The sequence below is a fragment of the Bradyrhizobium sp. LTSP885 genome, from assembly GCF_000938305.1.
Classification (GTDB): domain Bacteria; phylum Pseudomonadota; class Alphaproteobacteria; order Rhizobiales; family Xanthobacteraceae; genus Bradyrhizobium.
Map to the genome: position 1 here is coordinate 203,185 of NZ_JYMT01000040.1, position 17,609 is coordinate 220,793.

The 17,609-nt window shown below is 57.1% G+C and carries 22 protein-coding genes; 15 read left to right on the plus strand and 7 right to left on the minus strand.

All coding sequences use genetic code 11. The features are described 5' to 3' along the window. From flgH to UP09_RS28235, 4 genes are all read left to right on the plus strand, one after another. A complete protein-coding gene (flgH, locus tag UP09_RS28220) occupies positions 1-756 on the plus strand; it encodes a flagellar basal body L-ring protein FlgH (RefSeq protein WP_044541605.1) in 756 nt (251 codons plus the stop codon). A gap of 261 nt (positions 757-1,017) precedes the next feature. Further along, entirely contained in the window at positions 1,018-1,854 is an 837-nt protein-coding gene (locus UP09_RS28225; protein WP_044541669.1) for a transglutaminase-like domain-containing protein, read from the plus strand. Positions 1,855-2,032: 178 nt separating this feature from the next. Further along, a complete protein-coding gene (locus UP09_RS28230; RefSeq protein WP_044541670.1) occupies positions 2,033-2,470 on the plus strand; it encodes a hypothetical protein in 438 nt (145 codons plus the stop codon). A gap of 12 nt (positions 2,471-2,482) precedes the next feature. Continuing rightward, positions 2,483-2,857 carry an antibiotic biosynthesis monooxygenase gene (locus UP09_RS28235; RefSeq protein WP_245302249.1) on the plus strand — a complete coding sequence of 125 codons (375 nt, stop codon included), beginning with the start codon at positions 2,483-2,485 and terminating at the stop codon, positions 2,855-2,857. 73 nt (positions 2,858-2,930) lie between these two features. On the opposite strand, the gene UP09_RS28240 is transcribed toward UP09_RS28235, so the two are convergent. The 4 genes from UP09_RS28240 to UP09_RS28255 form a co-directional block, all read right to left on the minus strand. Beyond that, entirely contained in the window at positions 2,931-3,359 is a 429-nt protein-coding gene (locus UP09_RS28240; protein ID WP_044541606.1) for a DUF1801 domain-containing protein, read from the minus strand. Between the two features lie 33 nt (positions 3,360-3,392). Continuing rightward, a complete protein-coding gene (locus UP09_RS28245; RefSeq protein ID WP_044541607.1) occupies positions 3,393-3,623 on the minus strand; it encodes a hypothetical protein in 231 nt (76 codons plus the stop codon). A 175-nt stretch (positions 3,624-3,798) separates the two neighbouring features. Continuing rightward, on the minus strand, positions 3,799-4,230 hold the full coding sequence (locus UP09_RS28250) for an SRPBCC family protein (protein WP_044541608.1): 432 nt from the start codon (positions 4,228-4,230) through the stop codon (positions 3,799-3,801). Next, on the minus strand, positions 4,227-4,550 hold the full coding sequence (locus UP09_RS28255) for an ArsR/SmtB family transcription factor (RefSeq protein ID WP_044541609.1): 324 nt from the start codon (positions 4,548-4,550) through the stop codon (positions 4,227-4,229). The genes UP09_RS28250 and UP09_RS28255 overlap by 4 nt, the downstream gene beginning before the upstream one ends. 555 nt (positions 4,551-5,105) lie before the next feature. Here UP09_RS28255 and UP09_RS28260 point away from each other — a divergent pair. From UP09_RS28260 to UP09_RS36460, 3 genes are all read left to right on the plus strand, one after another. Next, positions 5,106-6,578 carry a tyrosine-type recombinase/integrase gene (locus tag UP09_RS28260; RefSeq protein ID WP_082070321.1) on the plus strand — a complete coding sequence of 491 codons (1,473 nt, stop codon included), beginning with the start codon at positions 5,106-5,108 and terminating at the stop codon, positions 6,576-6,578. Positions 6,579-6,940: 362 nt separating this feature from the next. Next, entirely contained in the window at positions 6,941-8,374 is a 1,434-nt protein-coding gene (locus UP09_RS28265; protein ID WP_044541610.1) for a DUF8370 family protein, read from the plus strand. A gap of 148 nt (positions 8,375-8,522) precedes the next feature. Next, the gene (locus UP09_RS36460; protein WP_052833231.1) at positions 8,523-9,482 is read left to right on the plus strand and encodes an MrcB family domain-containing protein; all 960 of its coding nucleotides are present in this window, start codon (positions 8,523-8,525) and stop codon (positions 9,480-9,482) included. Here UP09_RS36460 and UP09_RS28280 read toward each other — a convergent pair whose 3' ends face one another. The 3 genes from UP09_RS28280 to UP09_RS28290 all read right to left on the minus strand — a co-directional run bounded on the left by UP09_RS28280 (position 9,483) and on the right by UP09_RS28290 (position 11,881). After that, positions 9,483-11,183, minus strand: a complete 1,701-nt coding sequence (locus UP09_RS28280) for a DNA methyltransferase (protein ID WP_044541611.1) — start codon at positions 11,181-11,183, stop codon at positions 9,483-9,485. 204 nt (positions 11,184-11,387) lie between these two features. Further along, a complete protein-coding gene (locus UP09_RS28285) occupies positions 11,388-11,636 on the minus strand; it encodes a hypothetical protein (RefSeq protein WP_044541612.1) in 249 nt (82 codons plus the stop codon). 11 nt (positions 11,637-11,647) lie between these two features. Continuing rightward, a complete protein-coding gene (locus UP09_RS28290) occupies positions 11,648-11,881 on the minus strand; it encodes a hypothetical protein (RefSeq protein ID WP_044541613.1) in 234 nt (77 codons plus the stop codon). A gap of 78 nt (positions 11,882-11,959) precedes the next feature. On the opposite strand from UP09_RS28290, the gene UP09_RS28295 reads away from it, so the two are divergent. The 8 genes from UP09_RS28295 to UP09_RS28320 all read left to right on the plus strand — a co-directional run bounded on the left by UP09_RS28295 (position 11,960) and on the right by UP09_RS28320 (position 17,511). After that, complete coding sequence (locus UP09_RS28295; protein ID WP_044541614.1) at positions 11,960-12,373, plus strand: hypothetical protein; 414 nt, start codon at positions 11,960-11,962, stop codon at positions 12,371-12,373. A 3-nt stretch (positions 12,374-12,376) separates the two neighbouring features. Then, positions 12,377-13,063, plus strand: a complete 687-nt coding sequence (locus UP09_RS28300; RefSeq protein WP_156164812.1) for a GNAT family N-acetyltransferase — start codon at positions 12,377-12,379, stop codon at positions 13,061-13,063. 128 nt (positions 13,064-13,191) lie between these two features. Beyond that, positions 13,192-13,557: a hypothetical protein gene (locus UP09_RS37800; protein WP_156164813.1), complete on the plus strand. Its 366-nt coding sequence runs from the start codon at positions 13,192-13,194 to the stop codon at positions 13,555-13,557. A 13-nt stretch (positions 13,558-13,570) separates the two neighbouring features. Beyond that, a complete protein-coding gene (locus tag UP09_RS28305) occupies positions 13,571-14,236 on the plus strand; it encodes an SOS response-associated peptidase (protein WP_044541616.1) in 666 nt (221 codons plus the stop codon). A 34-nt stretch (positions 14,237-14,270) separates the two neighbouring features. Then, positions 14,271-14,804, plus strand: coding sequence for a hypothetical protein (locus UP09_RS28310; protein ID WP_156164814.1), 534 nt, complete (start codon positions 14,271-14,273; stop codon positions 14,802-14,804). A gap of 153 nt (positions 14,805-14,957) precedes the next feature. Continuing rightward, positions 14,958-15,215 (plus strand): hypothetical protein, encoded by a 258-nt coding sequence (locus tag UP09_RS37165; RefSeq protein WP_502689091.1) that lies wholly within the window; start codon positions 14,958-14,960, stop codon positions 15,213-15,215. Positions 15,216-15,298: 83 nt separating this feature from the next. After that, positions 15,299-16,429 (plus strand): DUF262 domain-containing protein, encoded by a 1,131-nt coding sequence (locus UP09_RS28315; RefSeq protein ID WP_197082753.1) that lies wholly within the window; start codon positions 15,299-15,301, stop codon positions 16,427-16,429. Next, a complete protein-coding gene (locus UP09_RS28320) occupies positions 16,426-17,511 on the plus strand; it encodes an AAA family ATPase (RefSeq protein ID WP_044541619.1) in 1,086 nt (361 codons plus the stop codon). The genes UP09_RS28315 and UP09_RS28320 overlap by 4 nt, the downstream gene beginning before the upstream one ends. The last annotated feature ends 98 nt before the right edge of the window (positions 17,512-17,609 follow it).

Here is a 17,609-nt window from a genome sequence, read left to right on the forward strand (position 1 = left end):
ATGTCCCCGTATCGTACCAACCGCTTCCTCCTGACCGTTTCGCTGCTCGCGCTCGGAACAATCGCCAGCGGCTGCTCGGCAATCGACCGCCTCTCCCAGATCGGCGAGCAGCCGAAGCTGGCCTCGATCGACAATCCGACCACGGCGCCCGGCTACAAGCCGGTGCAGATGCCGATGCCGAAGCCCGAGGTCGCCTCCTACAGCCCGAACTCGCTGTGGCGAAGCGGTTCGAGGGCCTTCTTCAAGGACCAGCGCGCCGCACGCGTCGGCGACATCCTCACCGTCACCGTGAACATCACGGACAAGGCCAATATCGCCAACGAAACGCAGCGCAGCCGCACCAATACCGAAGACTCCGGCGTCACCGATTTCCTCGGCGCGAAGACGCTCGGCGCCCAGGCGCAGAAGGTGCTGCCCGGACGGCTCTTGACCGCCGATTCCACCTCATCCAGCGACGGCAAGGGCTCGGTCAACCGCCAGGAAGCGCTGCAGACCAACGTCGCGGCCGTTGTCACCCAGATACTGCCGAACGGCAATCTGGTGGTCGAAGGCAAGCAGGAGATCCGGGTCAATTACGAAATGCGCGAACTGATCGTAGCCGGCATCGTACGCCCGGAGGATATCCAGAGCGACAACACCATCGACTCCTCGAAGATCGCGGAGGCCCGCATCGCCTATGGCGGCCGCGGCCAGATCAGCGACGTGCAACAGCCGCGCTACGGCCAACAGGTGCTGGACGTCCTGCTCCCGTTCTGACCTCTCTTAAAGAGCTCCCACATCTCGTCGCGAACCTAGGCGCGGCGTGATGTACCAACGCGGCCTCCGTTAGCTCCCCTAACGGAGGCCGCGGCATTTTGATCGCGCGCACCCGGGGAGCGAACGGTTCCCCAGCGGCGACGACGATTTCAGCACCACGAACGCCTGCAATTTCAGCAGCCTTAATCCGCAATCGCGCGGAACCATCTCCTGCCATTGACGCTTGATGCGAACCCAGCAGGCGAACCTATGGAGTGGGCGTTGAAAATACGGGCAGGCTACGACATCGCATTCCAGTGCTTCCAGGAAACCCCGATGGTGCTGATGCTCAGCGTCCATCCGTCCCGCGCGCCGGACCTGAGGTCGGAGCATCGCATCAGCCTCTCCGGCGGCATCGCGTCACGCGATTACCTCGATATGTTCGGCAACGTCTGCACGCGCCTCGTTGCGCCACCAGGCGTGATCGAGATCCGCAACGATTTCGTCATCGCCGACAGCGGCCGGCCCGACGAAGTCGCGCCCGCCGCGCGGCAATGGGCGATCGACGCGCTGCCCGATGACGTGCTGGTCTACCTGATGGGCAGCCGCTACTGCGACACGCAACGACTGTCCGAGCTCGCATGGTCGCTGTTCGGCGGCGTTGCGGAAGGCTGGCCGCGCGTCCAGGCGATCTGCGATTACGTCCACGACCGCATCGAGTTCGGCTATCACCACGCGCGCTGCGACCGCACCGCCTCCGAGGGCCATGCCGAACAGATCGGCGTCTGCCGCGACTTCGCCCATCTCGCCGTCACGCTGTGCCGCTGCATGAATATCCCGGCGCGCTACTGCACCGGCTATCTCGGCGACATCGGCGTTCCCCGCGACCCCGCGCCGATGGACTTCAGCGCATGGTTCGAGGCCTTCCTCGACGGGCGCTGGTTCACCTTCGACGCGCGCCACAACCATCCGCGGATCGGGCGCGTGGTGATCGCACGCGGTCGCGACGCCGCTGACGTCGCGATCTCCACGGCGTTCGGCATCACGCAGCTGGCGCGGTTCGCCGTTACCACCGACGAAGTGACGGACGAAAACCGCAAGGCGCAGGAAGCGGCCTGACCGCCAAGAACTTGACCGGCACGACTTGGCCGGCCCAGCTTCAACCGGATACCGCTTCGCACAACTTGCGCCATCGCTTTTTCCGTTCGTTAACCGTCGCAACAAAGCGCAGTAGCCGTGCGCAAACTTGCACCGTAGCTAGAGGACAACGCAGGGTTTTCCAATTGCAATGATTGCCATGCCCAGAGACGGTCAATATGCGGCCTGGTTCCGGACACCGCGCGGCGAAGGCACCGGCATCGTCTATCTCGAAAACGGCAAGATTTCCGGCGGCGATTGCATGTTCGCCTACGGCGGCTCCTACGAGGTCGAGGATAACCGCTTCACGGCGACGTTGACGACGCGCAGATACGCCGACGGCCCGACCACGGTGTTCGGTTGCGACGAGGTCGAGGCGCTGCTGACGGGCAAGTTCAACGGCAACACCGCAGTGTGTTCGGGCACCGCCAGGCAAGCCCCCGATGTTCGTTTCGAGGCCACCCTGTTCCTGCAGCAGGAGCCGCCACCCGCGCCCGCTCCAAAGCCGCCGCCGGCGCACGCGGATCTGGCGCGGCTACCGAAAATCCCCTCCGACCGCCGCACCGCAACGCAGTTCGGCAACAAGCGCTTCGGCTGAACCGATCCCCCGATGGCGTCTCCGCCCGGGCAGGCGTACGATCGCGCCTGCGCGAAGCGCAGCATCGCGATCGCAGCAAGCCGGGAGGATCTGATGTATGCCGCCATCCGTCAGGCCAGGGCGAAGACTGGCTCCGCCGAAGAACTCGCGCGCCGGATCAAGGAAGGCGCGATTCCGATCATCAGCGACGTCGAAGGCTTCATGGCGTATTACGTGGTCTATGCCGGCGACGACACGGTCACCGCGATCAGCGTCTTCAACAACCATGCCGGCGCCGAAGAAGCCAACCGCCGCGCGCTGGCCTGGATCGACGAGAATCTCGCCCCTCTGCTGGTCGGACCGGCCACCGCGGTCGCGGGTCCGGTGATTGTGCATACCAAGGCGTGACGGCCGACAACGCGACCGACGTTGCGCGGGCCGCGCATCGCGGATCGCACGGCTGCGACAATGCGTGAGTGCTTTATGCCTTCTTGCCCTTGCGCGCAGTCGCACGAGCCGGCGCTGACGCCTTCTTCGCCGGTTTCTTCGATTTGGCCTGGTTGAACGCGATCGCCGCCCTGATCAGGGTCTTGAGCGCGCGGTCGTTGATCTTGTCGCCCTCGAGGAAATCGATCGCGCGCCGCGCGTTGCCTTCCAGCCCGGCGTTGAAGAGCTTGTCGGGGTCCGGCAGGCTCGCGCCGTACATGAAGGTCAGCTTCACCTTGCCCTTGTGGGCATTGCCGACCGCGATGATGCCGTCGCGCTCCCACACCGGGCTTCCCATCCACTTCCATTCCTCTGTGATCTCAGGGTCGGCGCCGAGGATGCTCTTGCGCATGCTGGCGAACGTCTTGCCGCGCCAGTCCGTGATATCAGCGATCATCTGGTCGATACGTTCCGATGGAGTCATTGATGCCTCTCGTCCTGAGTCCTGTTCATGCAATCACATCGACGATGCTGGCGTCGAGGCCTTCATCCGCCGCGGGCTCAGATAGGGCAGCGCGAACAGATACAGGCCGGAGAGCAGGAGCAGGATCAACGGGATCAGCGCCAGCAAACCGATCCAAACGGCTTGCTGCTGTTGGACGATGGCGATGACGTTGACGATGACCGCCACCGTGAACGCGATCGAGAGCCAGCGGTGGAGTTGGCGTAACAAGCTATTCCAGTTCAATGAGACCTCCTGTTGGATACTGCAAACAATGAAACTCCGTCATTGCTGCGAGGAGCGTAGCGACGAAGCAATCCATGGTTCCGCGTATGCGGTGCAGTGGATTGCTTCGCTTTGCTCGCAACGACGGGGATAGAGCTGCGCAATTCTCCCTGCACCGCCCCGTGAAGCAGAAACCTCAGTCCGGCCTCGCCACGACCTGCTCGAGTTTTTCAAAGAACTGCTTCCATCCGGCGTGGGCGCCGCCATAGGCCTGCTTCTGGTTCGGCTGGAAGCCGGTCTGCTCGACGCGCAGGTGGGTCCCGGTGCGCGTCGGCGTCAGCGTGAAGGTCACCACGCTCTCCAGATTGAACGCCGCATCCTCGTGCGCGAAATTCCAGGTGTAGGACAGCGTCTTGTTCGGCTCGATGGCGAGAACCTTGCAGTCCAGCACGCCACCCCAGTCGCCGCGAAGATTGAAGCTGTGCCCGACGACGGGCTTGAAATCGTTCTTCATCAGCCACTCCTCGATCAAATGCGGTTGCGTGAGCGCGCGCCAGAGCTTTTCCGGCGGATGGGAGATGTCGCGCTCGACAATCACCGCGCGCGTTTCAGTTGCTTGCATGGTCATTGGTCCATCCTTTTGAGGAGGTCTTCGAGATGGTCGAACCGGTTCTGCCAGAAGTTGGCCATCTGGCCGGTCCAGTCGATCAGCGGAGCCAGCGCGCCGAGTTGCGCGCTGTAATGGGTCTGGCGCCCTTCATGGCGGTCGCGCACCAGCCCCGCCTGTTTCAGGACGCCGAGATGTTTCGAGACGGCCGGCTGCGAGACTCCGGCCCGCGCCGTCAGGGCTCCGACCGTCTGCTCGCCGTCGCGGCACAATCGCTCGAAGATCGCCCGCCGAGTCGGGTCAGCGAGCGTCCTGAACAGCACATCGTGGGTGTTAGACATTGTTGATCAATAACCCGCTGGCTATGGATATACACATAACTGGCAAGCTATGGGTTAGTCAACTGGAATGTTCGGTGAACGTAAAAGAGGCTGCACCGCTCAGCACAGCGCCCGTCCTGAAGCAGCCTTGCGAGGCCGATTTATAACCACATAGCTATGTTATTGAGTCCGGGCGTCCCAGATCTGCCCGTCGAGCGGCTACGCAGCAAAACCCTCGTCAATCTCGCGCGATCAGAATATTCGTCTTTTCCGAATTTCAACTTGACGCGAACCCCAACTCACCCGTCTAATGTCGCCGTCTCACTCGATTGAGGGGCGCTCGCGATCGTCACGGACGTTGCGGTGAGATGCGGTGGCCGCTGCGGCACACGAGACGAACGTGCCGAGGCGGACGGTGAAGTCGTGTGGGCTATATTTTGGCACCCAGTGAGACACGCTGAGACTAAGAAAACCCTATAATACAAGCTCTTTCTGTATAGGCTTGTAGCGGGCTGTTTCTGCGGGTTTTGCCAAATATAGGGCCGGGCCCTTCACCCATCGCAGGACACAAAGCACATGACCACTACCGCCACCGTGGCGTCGATCGGCGCCACCAGCACCGCCGTGACGCCGACCGCGACCAGCACCACAGCCGCGCGCGGCACCGCCTCCACCACCGCCGAACCCGTTACCAAGCGCCCGCGCCGCACCAGCACTATCCTGACCGACCGCGCATGCCAGAGGAGCGTCACCAAGCGGGAGAAGGTCTACGACCGCAAATGCCCCGGCCTCTATGTCAGCATCATCCCGGCTGGCGTCGCGACCTTCAATTTCAAGTTCACCGATAGCACCACCGGCAAGCAGCGCTCGACCGTGCTGGGCGTCTACAACCCGGAGACCTTCACCGTCGAGCAGGCCCGTAGCAAGGTCTACGGGCTGAAAGGCATGGCCCCGACCGCGCTGGTCGAGCAGTTGCGCCAGACCACGGCGATCAAGACCGCGCGCGGCAAGACGGTCAATGAGGTCATTGAGGAGCGGATCGACTGGATGAACACGCTGGTCCTCAAAAAGGACGGCGAGAAGCGCGCCCGGATCGAAAGCTGGGAGAATGTTGCACGCCATTTGCGCAACTTCATTAGCCCGAGACTGGGCAAGAAGATTGCCAGCGAAGTCACCAAGCACGACATTGCGACACTCTCGAATGACATCGTGGCGGGCGAGCACGGCGGCAAGGCGTCGGTTAGCAATGCCCGCCATATGCGCCGTGCGGCGTCCGGCCTGTTTAATTGGGCGTGCGAAGCGGGCCGCGACTACGTCACCGCATCGCCTTGCGCAAATCTGCCAAAGCTCGACGAGGAGCATCCCCGCGACCGCGCCCTATCCGAAGATGAGATCAGGACGCTATGGCACGGCCTCGACCGTAGCGATTTGCCGTGGGACCGCAGGACACGGCTGGCGCTCAAGTTCGCGCTGATCACAATGCTGCGTTCGGGAGAGATGTTGCCTATCCACCGCGACGAGATCAACGCCGGGGAAGGCACCGTCGACATCCCAGCGCGGCGGGTCAAGAAGCGTCGCGTCATCAACCAGCCGCTTTCTGATCTTGCGCTAGAGATCATTAGGGAGGCGATGGGAAACTATGACTTCGCCTTCACGGGCCGCTTCGGCAACGCGCCGCTGGCTCGCCTAGCGATGTCTGGCGCACTGACCGGGACCAAGGTAACGAAGAACGGCAAGCGAGTCGCGCGCACGCCGGGCATCTGCGAACTGCTCGGGCTCGCGCCGTTCACGCCGCACGATCTGCGGCGGACGGCGGCGACGATGTGCGGCGAGCTTGGTCTGTCGGAGGGGAGCATTGCGCTCTGCCTCGACCACCAGGCCAATAAGGACGAGAACGGCAAGCCGCTGCCAGCGGTCACCCGCAAGGTCTACAATCGCGCCACACGCATCGTCGTCACGAAGAAGCGCGAAGTGCTTGAGAGATGGGCTGTCGAACTGCGGCGGATCATCGGCGAGCCTGTGGCGGACGATCTGCGGATGGCAGCCTGATCAGCGCATAGCCCCCACCAGTGCGTTAGATCAGGGGGGCCGGTGGGTCGCGGGGTTATCCGGCCGTGGCGGGGCGATGGAGGGGCCTCGTCCGCTTTTGCTCGCACACCCGGCTCAAGTGGGACATAGCGGCATGTCGGCTACAGGCCGCAAGCTGACGTTGCTTGCTGATCCAACAAAGAGGCCACCCACTAGGGCTGACTTATCGCCTGTATTGAGGCTGGGCGAATTGGCTGAGCAACTGCACCCATCCCTCGAATAGCCGGGGATAACGCCACAACCGACGATTGGTATACATATCGGAGGTGCCACCCTGCTTTTTATCGCGAATCAGCGCGTATGGCGGCAACCTCAAGCAAAAGATGCCAAAAATTTCGCAATTTTTCAGACTGAACCGCGCTCAGACGCAGTTGGATTTTGTGGATGTTAATACCGACGACGATCTCCCTCTGTTTCTCGATCCCTATGGATTCACTCAGTCGAACGATGCATGGTCTATCCAATGCAACGAAGAAATCCTCTCGTTCTTCGAGGCCGTGCTTGCAGCAATCCGGGCCGGCGACAATGTTCGTGGTCGCTCTCTATTGAACAATCTTGGCGAGCCAAACGAAACCTGCTTAGGCTTATCCTTGGGTCGCCCAGCGGGCCGTGGCGTGGGACGACAGCAGGCTGACCAGCTATTTGATAAAATCGCGACCAGTCGAGCGGCTCAATCGGGTCTGCTGTCCGAATTGGCGGACTGCGAGCTATTCATCCCATTTTTCGGTGCTGACAAAATCTCCGACGTGACGACAAACATCATACGTCGGCACTTGATCGATTACACGGTGGCTCAATGCGACCTGCACCGCATTCCGCTGCACGATAATGTCGCGTCCGGGATGCTTTGGGATAGTGCGGCATCACGTTGGACTAACAGGTACGTCACACTTCCCGTTATCGATGGCCGAAAAATACTGCTGGTTCCGAAAGCGAGCGTTCGCTGGAATTTGGCTTTTTCACACAGCGATTATTACAATCAATTTGTGCTTGAGTTTTTGCAAGCGGAACATTTGCGTCAGGACACCGCGCTTGTTGAGACGCTAAGGAATGGTCGAAGACGGGTCACAAAAAAATCCCTCAAAGAACTCCATCCACTCGCCAAAGATTTTCTCGCCGCCTTTACGGACCAAAACCCAGAAGTATTGACGCGATACAAGCGCCTGCTCAAAAGCCCAGATGGCGTGCGCGACGAGGATTTGGATCAAGAGTTTAATGAAGCCGCCTTTGCTCAATCGCTGATCGATCAATTACCTCTAATCGACGCTGGCAACGCGTCCGCGACCCGGTTTCACCATCTTATGATTGGTGCCTTGGAATTTATATTCTACCCTCACTTGATCTATCCTGTTCGCGAGGACGAGATCAACGAAGGCAGGAAACGCATTGATATTTCGTACACAAACAATGCCCATCAGGGTTTTTTCTTCCGGCGCCGATCCGAGCAAAGAGCAAACGCCTTAAAGATCATGGTTGAGTGCAAGAATTATCAAAAGGAGATGGCGAATCCTGAATTGGATCAGCTTGCCGGCCGGTTTTCAGATGTGCGCGGGCGGCTTGGATTTCTCGTAGGTCGATCATTCGATAATCGCGAGCGATTTGTTGCTCGCTGCCGAGATACCGCCCAAGCAAATAACGGATTCATTATCGCGCTTGTTGATCAAGACATTATTCGTTTCCTAGAATTCATACGCGACAAAAACCGTCACCAGATAGATCGCGATCTAGAACGCCGATTTAGCGAGTTAATAAATTGATCCCTGCATCAGAATTCGCAATGCCGTTTCCAGCCACCGCTCCCGCAGGAGGATGCTCCCGACAACTCGCTTGATGGTTACAGTAGATTGAGGGCGGGGCGTACGCGGACGCAGTCCGTGACCGGCTGAGTTCATACAGGGGAACAGAATGCCACTGCGCGAGACCTTGCAACGGATTCTGAGCGAATATTCAGCCAGCAAATCTGCTCCGCTCGAAGGTCATCCCTTGGCGCAATTCATTCGCGGTGCAGCTGGGACCAACATATCTGATGCGCTTGGTACGGACAGCGAGGGTCTGATAGTACAAGGCAGTCCCGGGCAAGGAAATTGGGCGTCGGTCCCATGGATTTCCATATTCGACCCGGCGATCACGACGAGTGCAACGCGAGGCTATTATGTCGTTTATCTGTTTCATGCGGAGGAGCCGACCGTCCATCTCTCGCTGAACCAGGGCACCACCACTGTACGGCAAGAGTTCGGAGCTAAGGCGCGCGATGTTCTCGCCGACCGGGCAGAATTTATTCGAAAGCGGGTAACGGACTTTCGAGATCGCCTCCCGGTATTCGCTATCGAATTGGGATCGCAGGCTCGCCTGCCGATCGACTACGTAGCAGGTCACGCAATGGGTGCGACCTACAGGCTCGACGCATTGCCGGATGAGGTATCATTGCGGCGTGACTTGCGAACTATTGTTGGCTCATATCGCGCCCTAACCTTTCGTGGTGGAATCGAAGGTGACACGGAACCGCAGTCCGATCTTTCCGACGAATTCAATATACCTGCCGACACCTCTATTACCGAGACGCGCAAATATGTCTTCCATCGAAAGATTGAACGCAACCGCACGGCTGCAAAGAATGCTAAGAAATTTCACGGCACAAGTTGTCAGGCTTGCGCCCTTGATTTCTCCAAGCGATATGGACCGATAGGCGAAGGCTTCATTGAGGCTCACCACCTAAAGCCAATCGGGACGTTAGAGGAAGGAGTGCCGGTCAAATACGACGTTGCTTCGGATTTTGCGGTACTGTGCGCTAATTGTCATCGCATGATTCATCGGACCGGTGATCCAAGCGACTTGGATGGATTCAAAAAGCGTCTTTACGTTTGATTATTCGGCGGATTGAAACAAACGGGAATCGAATCTTGGGTCAACAAAATCACCCTTTGCAGGCTTGATCGCAGCCCCCTCGAAAGGAAGGAGCAATTCAATCTGATCGCCGTCCTTCTTGCGACGGGGTTTGGCTTTCGTCTCTGCGCGCTCTGGGATGGGTGGCAGCTTGGGCAGTCGACCATCGAGCATGTCTGCAATCGTCAAGATTTGTAGACGAGGCATTCTGCCGTGCGCCGATTTGGTAACAAAGCCGGCCGATGCACACTCAGCCAACATCGGTCCAGTTGGTTCTGTCAGCGTAACGAGAATGCCCATTTGAGCTTCTTCACGCTCGATCACTCCACGAAGATCGCGCACCATAGCAACGCCAACGTTCTCGCCTCCCTTGACGGACGTGATAATGCGACCTGTCCCATAGGGGCCGTTAGGATAAAAGATGTTGCCATCAATGCCACGATCAGCGCCGCGCTTCTCTTCACGATAAGTATGTGAACCTAGATACCAAGCCGCCCACCATTGGAATTGGTGTTTGTCTCGCCTTGCGAGTTCGCATGCGCCAGCGAAATCGGCCGGCCTGCCGACCACCTGGTAAGAATTCGCGGCCACGCGCAAGCCCTTGAGGCGGTTCTCGATTAAGGTCACCGCATAGTGTGTAACGTCAATCCCAATCCATTGCCGCTTTAGCTTCTGGGCAGCCTCTACTGTGGTCCCACAGCCGCAGAATGGATCAAGCACGACTTGCCCTTCATCGGACGATGCCTTGATTATCCTCTCAAGCAACGCGAGGGGTTTTTGCGTCGGGTAGCCTAATCGTTCACGCCCGGCTGCTGCTCTTATGTCACCCCAATCATTTTGAAGTGCAACTCCTGGCATTTCATCAAGGTATCGTTTCTGAGCAGGAACGTTTCCAGGGTTCAACTGGACTACTCGACCTTCTGCAATCAATGCATTCATTCTTTCTTTCGAGAACCGCCAATACCGCTCAACACCGAAAACTTTATATCGGGGGTTTCCTTTTGCGGCTCCGCCAGGCCCGGTCAGATCACTCAATCGGTAGCGGCGACCTGTCTCCGACTCAACGTGTTTATAAAATGCCTCGACGTATTCAGGATCATATGGCGTGTACTGCGGATTCCATGTCCATTCGTCACCACGGGAATAAAAGAAAATAACATCGCGGACGTTGCCATACTGGCGTCGACCCTGCTTTGCATCGTTATGCGCTGACTGGCGACGCCAGCTAATTTCGCTGCGGTAGTTTGTTGGGCCAAATGCGGCATCAACGATCACTTTGAGATAATGGCTGGCCGTGGGATCACAGTGCAGATAGAGAGAACCGGTCGGCTTTAGAACCCGGCGAAGCTCGATGAATCGGGCAGCCATCATGGCGAGGTATGCCATCATGGCGCTGTCGCCTAGCGATTTTCTGAGGCCAGAAACGATAAGCGCCACGTCTCCGTTAGCGCGCATCACGTCGTCGTACGCGTCACGTGCGGACTCGCCCCACTCCCATGTATCCCTGAATGCTTCGGCTTGCGCTTGTCCCGTCTGCGCTTTGAAAAGCACATTGTAATTTGCGTTGGAGTTAAACGGCGGGTCTAAGTAGATCAGATCAACGCTTTCGTCGGCGATGCGCTCCCTGAGTACATTCAGATTATCGCCAAAATACAGGCGGTTTACTGGACTCGACTTTGACACGACGCAACCCCCAGGGCGCTTATTGCGCTTCCTGGTTGTAGTGTAGCGAATCACTTGGCGCAGTGGGGCGGCCCCGGGCTACTGCCGCCATAAACCTTTATAATTGGTTAACGGCTTCGGTGCCTTTCAGCTACGCCCTCCCTCAAGGCATCGATACACCTGCCCAACCGAAGCGCTGCTTTAGATCGCTCGCAATATCGGTCATCACAACGTACTCAAATCATCCGGCACGTCGCCAAACTTTCGCAACACAGTCGCATCGCTAAAATCACCGGTGGCAGGATCACCCGTGCGGCTGAACGCGATCGCGCCCGTATGACCCAACACTTTCCAAAGTCCCTGCGCGCGCTCAATAGCGACGGCCGGGCTCAGACATTCGATGGGTTCACCAACAACAACGCTACCGTCAGCAACATCGAACGGCAACGCCACGAAATATGTAATTCCGGCCATGGTTCACCTAGTCAATCATACCAATCCTTGCGGTCGCGGGGCGCGAGTTCGAATCGGCCCCGCGCGTAGCCGTTCGAAACGGCGGCTTGTAGTTCCGCAACTTGTGCTTCCAGAAACTCATTTGCCAGGATCAGCGCCTTGACGGCATCGCGAGCCTCACCGCCGCATGCTGCAATCGCTTGGTCCGCTGCCACCTCAAGCCGGTCAGCGTCGGCCTGTGGATTGGACGCAGGACCACTCGACATGGAAGGTTCCGAGTTGACTGGACGCCGAGAATGTTCTCATTCTGTTCTCAGGGTGTCAAGCGGGCAATACCGTCCTCCATGGGCACAAGATCGCGGGAGTCAATCTACGGTGCGTCGGTCCGCGCAGCAGCGGAGAGGGCGACTGAGGCACGCAAGCGAGCCGACCGGCTCGCCTGTGAGGCTTGGAACGCGCGCATGCTCGGCTTTCAGGGACCGGCACAGCCGTCCCCGGCTCTCGGCGATGCGCTCAACGCCGGTTACCTGTATCTTGAGGTTAAATGCCTTGGCTGCGACACGCATCAGACGGTCGCGCTCAACATTGTGCGGCGGCCGAAAACGACACCGATCCACGAACTGGAACGCTACATGCGCTGCAAAGACTGCTCGGAAGTTCGCCGCTACCCGTACAAGCGCAGCCATCTGGTGGCGCTACGGCTGACCAAGATTTCTGCCATCGATCCACCATCGACGTGGTGGCCGGGGGAACGATAACCAATGCGAGTAATGTTGCACGCGGCTAAAATCACGCTGGAAAGTCTCGAGACAGCCAAGGCAACTATCAAAGGCCGGGGCGGCGAGATCGTCTACCATCGTCAGGATTCTCTAACAGGAGGTGGCGTGATCGCTCACCTAATTATTGAAGGTGAACGCACGGCAATCGGTGGGATATTACACTTAGTCATAGTTGAACAACTCGACGGCTTCACTCAATTCGGTCCCGGCGACACAATGGCGACTGGAAATTTGGCCTATCGAGTGGCTGTTCCCAACGATGAGGTCGGCATTCTTTTAGTTTTCGCGGAGGCCGCGCCTGAGGTCCCAACAAGAGTTTATCCCGACACCTTGGGGACGATAGAGGGTTTGATAGCAACGGGCCAGTCGTGGGTTGCAGTCGATGCCAACGACCAAATTGTCGGACACGCGCTTGCTTCAAAGTATGACAACACGATCTTGCTAACCTATCTTGGCGTTTCCAAAACGGCGCGAGATCAACACATCTCTACAGCTCTTGTCTCGAAGCTAAAGGAAAGCGGTGCGCCGATTGTCACGGACGTCCGGCCCGATAACAAAAGTTCAATGGTTGAGCGTTTTGCAGGTTTTGACTTCGTCGAAATACCTCATGAATTTGCTGGCACGAAGCTGCGCTGGGAAAAGTCGACCAAGCCTGAGGATAAAAACTAAGTGATGAAATTGGCAAATACCCGCCTGCATACCGAGCAGTCATGAGACCGCCGATATTTTCGACTGGGGCAAGTGGATCGCAAGCGCAACAGTATCTGCGCCGGGGCATGCATTTTCGCGATGCTGCAATGTCACTGGCCAGCTATGTGAACGGCGAAACGAATTGGCCACGAATTTCTCTGCTCACGCATGCAATCGAGCTTGCGTTGAAAGCCTATGTCATCCACGCGGTGGAGTCAGGATCGCACTCAGCTCCGGCAAAGCCGCCAGCAAACCACGACTTGGAAAGTTGGTATCAGATCGCTGTGGACTTCGGCTTGCCTCACAACGTCAGTCTATCGGAGGATGTCGCCGTGCTTAACTCGCTTCACGAACCGCATTTTGCGAGATATCCGCAGCCTCCAATTCGCCCGGTCCCTGACCTATCCGTCATTCCAGATCAGGTCGTTGAGCATCTGATGTCGGAATGTTTGCCCGTGATATTCCCTCGGTGAATTTGAAGTCCAAATGTGTAACCTCTACAGTATCACCACCAACCAAGCCGCCATTGCTGCGCTGTTCCGCGTCGTCAATCGCTACGTCGGCAACCTTGCGCTGATGCCGGGCGTATTCCCCGACTATCCTGCACCGGTCATCCGCAACACAGACCACGGCAGCGAGCTTTCCTTGATGCGTTGGGGAATGCCGCCACCGCCGCGCACGGGCGGGCCGCCGGTCACCAACATTCGCAACACCGCTTCGCCGCACTGGCGAGGCTGGCTCAAACCTGAGAACCGGTGTCTCGTCCCGGCCAATAGCTTCGCGGAATACGCGCCTGAACCGAACCGCGTGACCGGCAAGAAGGACGTCGTCTGGTTTGCGTTCAACGAGGACCGCCCGCTATTCGCCTTCGCTGGCATCTGGACGACGTTCAACGGTGACCGGGGTACCAAGTCGAAGCCGATACCAGGGCCGCACCTCGTCTATGGCTTCCTGACGACGGCACCGAACGCGGTCGTCGAGCCGATCCATCCAAAGGCGATGCCGGTTGTCCTGACCACCGATGAGGAACGCGATATTTGGATGCGCGCGCCCTGGGACGAAGCAAGGGCGTTGCAACGACCGTTGCCGGATAACAACTTGATGATTGTCGCCCGCGGTGCTGACAAGGAAGACAGGGTGAAAGCGGCCTAGCATTTGGCGTTCCGACTCTTTGGTGAGAAGCTCCATGACACTTCCCAGATACATCGAGATATTGCTGCCTTCCCCACAAAGGAAACGATATCTCAGGCTATGGGCGAGCAAAAATAGTTTGGAAAAGGCCCAAGGCTACTGCGATCACATGATAAAAAAGAGGATGCACGACGGTCATACACGAACGAAGGGCGCGTTTTTGCAGGCGGAAGTATTCACCACGGCCCTCGTCGTCACTTACGTGGGCGCGTTTATCGATCCCACCGATTGGGAGCGGACACTTTTGGACCTCGCCGAGCCCACAGACAAGCAGCGCGCTTTACACCAGTCCTTGAAGAACATGCGCAACCAACTGTTCGCCCACTCAGACTTGCGACACTTCGACATCACACCGGGGCGAATCGGTCAGCGTCGATTCGAGAGTGTGGGCGTGACCTATTTTGAGTTGAAGAAACATCAAATTGAACTCTTGCGGGACTACATCATTGGCTTGATAGTTGAGATACATCGGGAATTGAATGTTATCGCCGATGCTCACCTTCCTACCGGAACAGATTCGGTCAATTGACAGTTTGCCTAGTGCTTGACTGGCCCGCCAATTAGCTGACTGACATCGGGCTCTCAGCCCTATCGCATTCGCAAGGCATCCGGCTCAAAGGCAAGGACTCGCGCTCTATGGGGCAAGATCGACCACGGCTTTGACGAGACATCAGCCAAGGATTTGCAGGCCCGGCTTGCGCCGTTGATCCACAAAACCCAGCCAAACCGTGAGAGGATCGCGCACCGGAGCGTTTGGGTTAAGCCGTCGCTATTGGCGGAAGTCGAGTACCGGACCAAGTGCGCCCTGGGGCGAGGTAAGGCATCCTGTCTTCAAGGGAATCCGGGAGGATTTGTGATCCCAGGGTATATTACCGGATCGATTCGGCCTTTTCGGGTAGCCCGATTGAAGCGAGCTTGGGCCCCCCTAACGCCCGACTAGCAATGATCACGTCGGTAGCTTAAAGTTTCCAGTCCGGTAGCCAAACTCACCCGCACTTGGCATCAAATCGTGAAGATCCTAAATTGACAGACCAACCCGCAGTTGACGAAGAAGAAGATGTTTCAGGCATTGCACCACGGCCGATCAAGCCATGGGACCCTAAACAAATTCGAATAACAACCAAAAATTATACTCTCAGAGAGGTTTTCTCACAACTCGAAGAGGGTGAACTTGACCTCGCCCCAGACTTTCAACGGAGCTTCGTTTGGCACGCCAAACAGCAAATCCGTCTTATCGAATCCATACTTTTGGGCATTCCGCTTCCAGCGTTCTATTTCAATTTGGATTCATCGGGTGGGATGCAGGTAGTTGATGGCGTCCAACGGTTGACCACCGTAAAGCGCTTTATGTCTGACGAGTTGAGACTCAGCGAGGATGACCTCGAATACCTACACGATTTTGCAGGAGATACTTTTTCAAATCTTGATAGCGCGACGCGCCGTCGTTTTCAAAGTACCCAGATTGTCGCCCATGTGATTGAGCCGCAAACGCCCGATGAGGTCAAGTATGACATCTTCAACCGGGTGAACACCGGTGGCAGTCCGCTCAAGGCCCAAGAAATTCGTCATTGCATGAGCAAATCGCGGTCTCGAGATTTCTTGAGAGAATTAGTTGAGGGCCACAATTTTAATGAAGCAACCCAGTATGCTTTTTGGAATAAGACAAAGACAGAGCGCCGAAATCACCGCATGTCTGATCGAGAGTTGGCGTTGCGATTTTGCGCGTTCCGAACCGTCTCAATCGACGAGTACTCTGAGGCTACAAGCCTCGACTCCTTTCTCCTCGAATTCACCAGGCGGATCGACAGCCCCGCTTCTGACATCAACTTGCGTCGGCTTGCCACACTTTTTGACCGATCAATGATCAACTGCGAAAAAATTCTTGGCGACGCGGCATTTAGACGATGGCTTCCAGGACCGGAACGGCGGCGGGGTCCAATTAATAGAGCAGTCTTTGAGTCGCAGGCACTGGCCCTGTCGCGATATCCCTTGGAGCGGCTGTTGCCGTTCAAGAAGGAAATCTTGGAGAGCTTTCGAGAACTATTCAACGATCCGATATACGACAGCGCAGTCAGATCAGCCACTGGTGACCCTAAACGTGTTCAGCTTCGACTTGAAATTCCTCGCGACCTCCTAAGGAAAGTCGTTACATGATCGATTCCGTCAAGATCGAGGGTTTTAAGCGCTTCAAACACCAAACTTTTGATCTGAAACGCCTTGCGGTTCTTACCGGGTTAAATGGGTCCGGTAAGACTTCCGTAATTCAGGCAATACTATTGGCCCGAGAGGCGCTTCTTACGAAAGACGACACAATTTCTCTGAACGGCCCGTTTGGCCTTCAACTGGGCACCTTTGACGATGTCTTGAATAGCGCTTCGAGCGAAAAGTTCTCAATCGAACTCCGTGAGGTGGACAATCATTTTGGAGCGCGGTTTTCACAGCCCGAGAAGTCGGCAAAGGAGTTCTATGTTCAATCAGCCAAATTTGGCACGCCCTCTCAGAATTTCGCGATGGCTGGGCGCATGTTTCAATATCTTGGAGCCGAACGCATTGGTCCTCGTTTAACATCACATCTAACGGCCATTCCGCACGAGCAACTTAACATCGGACCAATTGGAGAAAACGCAGCTCAACTGATAGAGGCCCTTGGTGCACAGCAAGTTATAGCGGAGCGACAATTTGTACAGCGCGATGCAATAACTCTTTTGAAGGCCGAGACCGAAGCGTGGTTATCCGCTCTTACCCGACCCATTCAGATTGACACCGAAACTTATCCCGGAACCCCAATCGTCACCCTCAAGTATCGCACAGAAGTCGATTGGCTCCGTCCGACAAATATGGGATTTGGAGTAACCTACGCTCTCCCAATCGTGGTCGCTGCTCTAACCGCGGAGCCCGGCGGCATTCTTGTAATCGAAAATCCGGAAGCTCATCTTGCGCCGTCCGGCCAAACGCAAGTAGGTATCTTTCTAACAAAGATCGCTGCGAGTGGTGTGCAGGTAATTCTTGAGACACACTCTGACCACGTCTTAAATGGCATAAGACGAGCCATAGGCGAGCTTGGCTTGCTGGACTTCACTGATGCGATAATCCATTTTTTTGATTTTTCGACGGATGGTCATACGCTTACGTTCACGCCAACGGGAGGAGTATCGCATTGGCCGCCAGGGTTTTTTGATCAGTTTCAGATTGATGTTGCAGCTCTCACGCGGATACGCAGAAAAGGTGCCTCTTGATATTTGCGCTGGACGAGCGCGGGTGGGAAATCGGAACACGAGCCGCGGGAGCCTGGATCGAGGCATTGGAGGTCATACTCGATCTTGTCGATGACCTA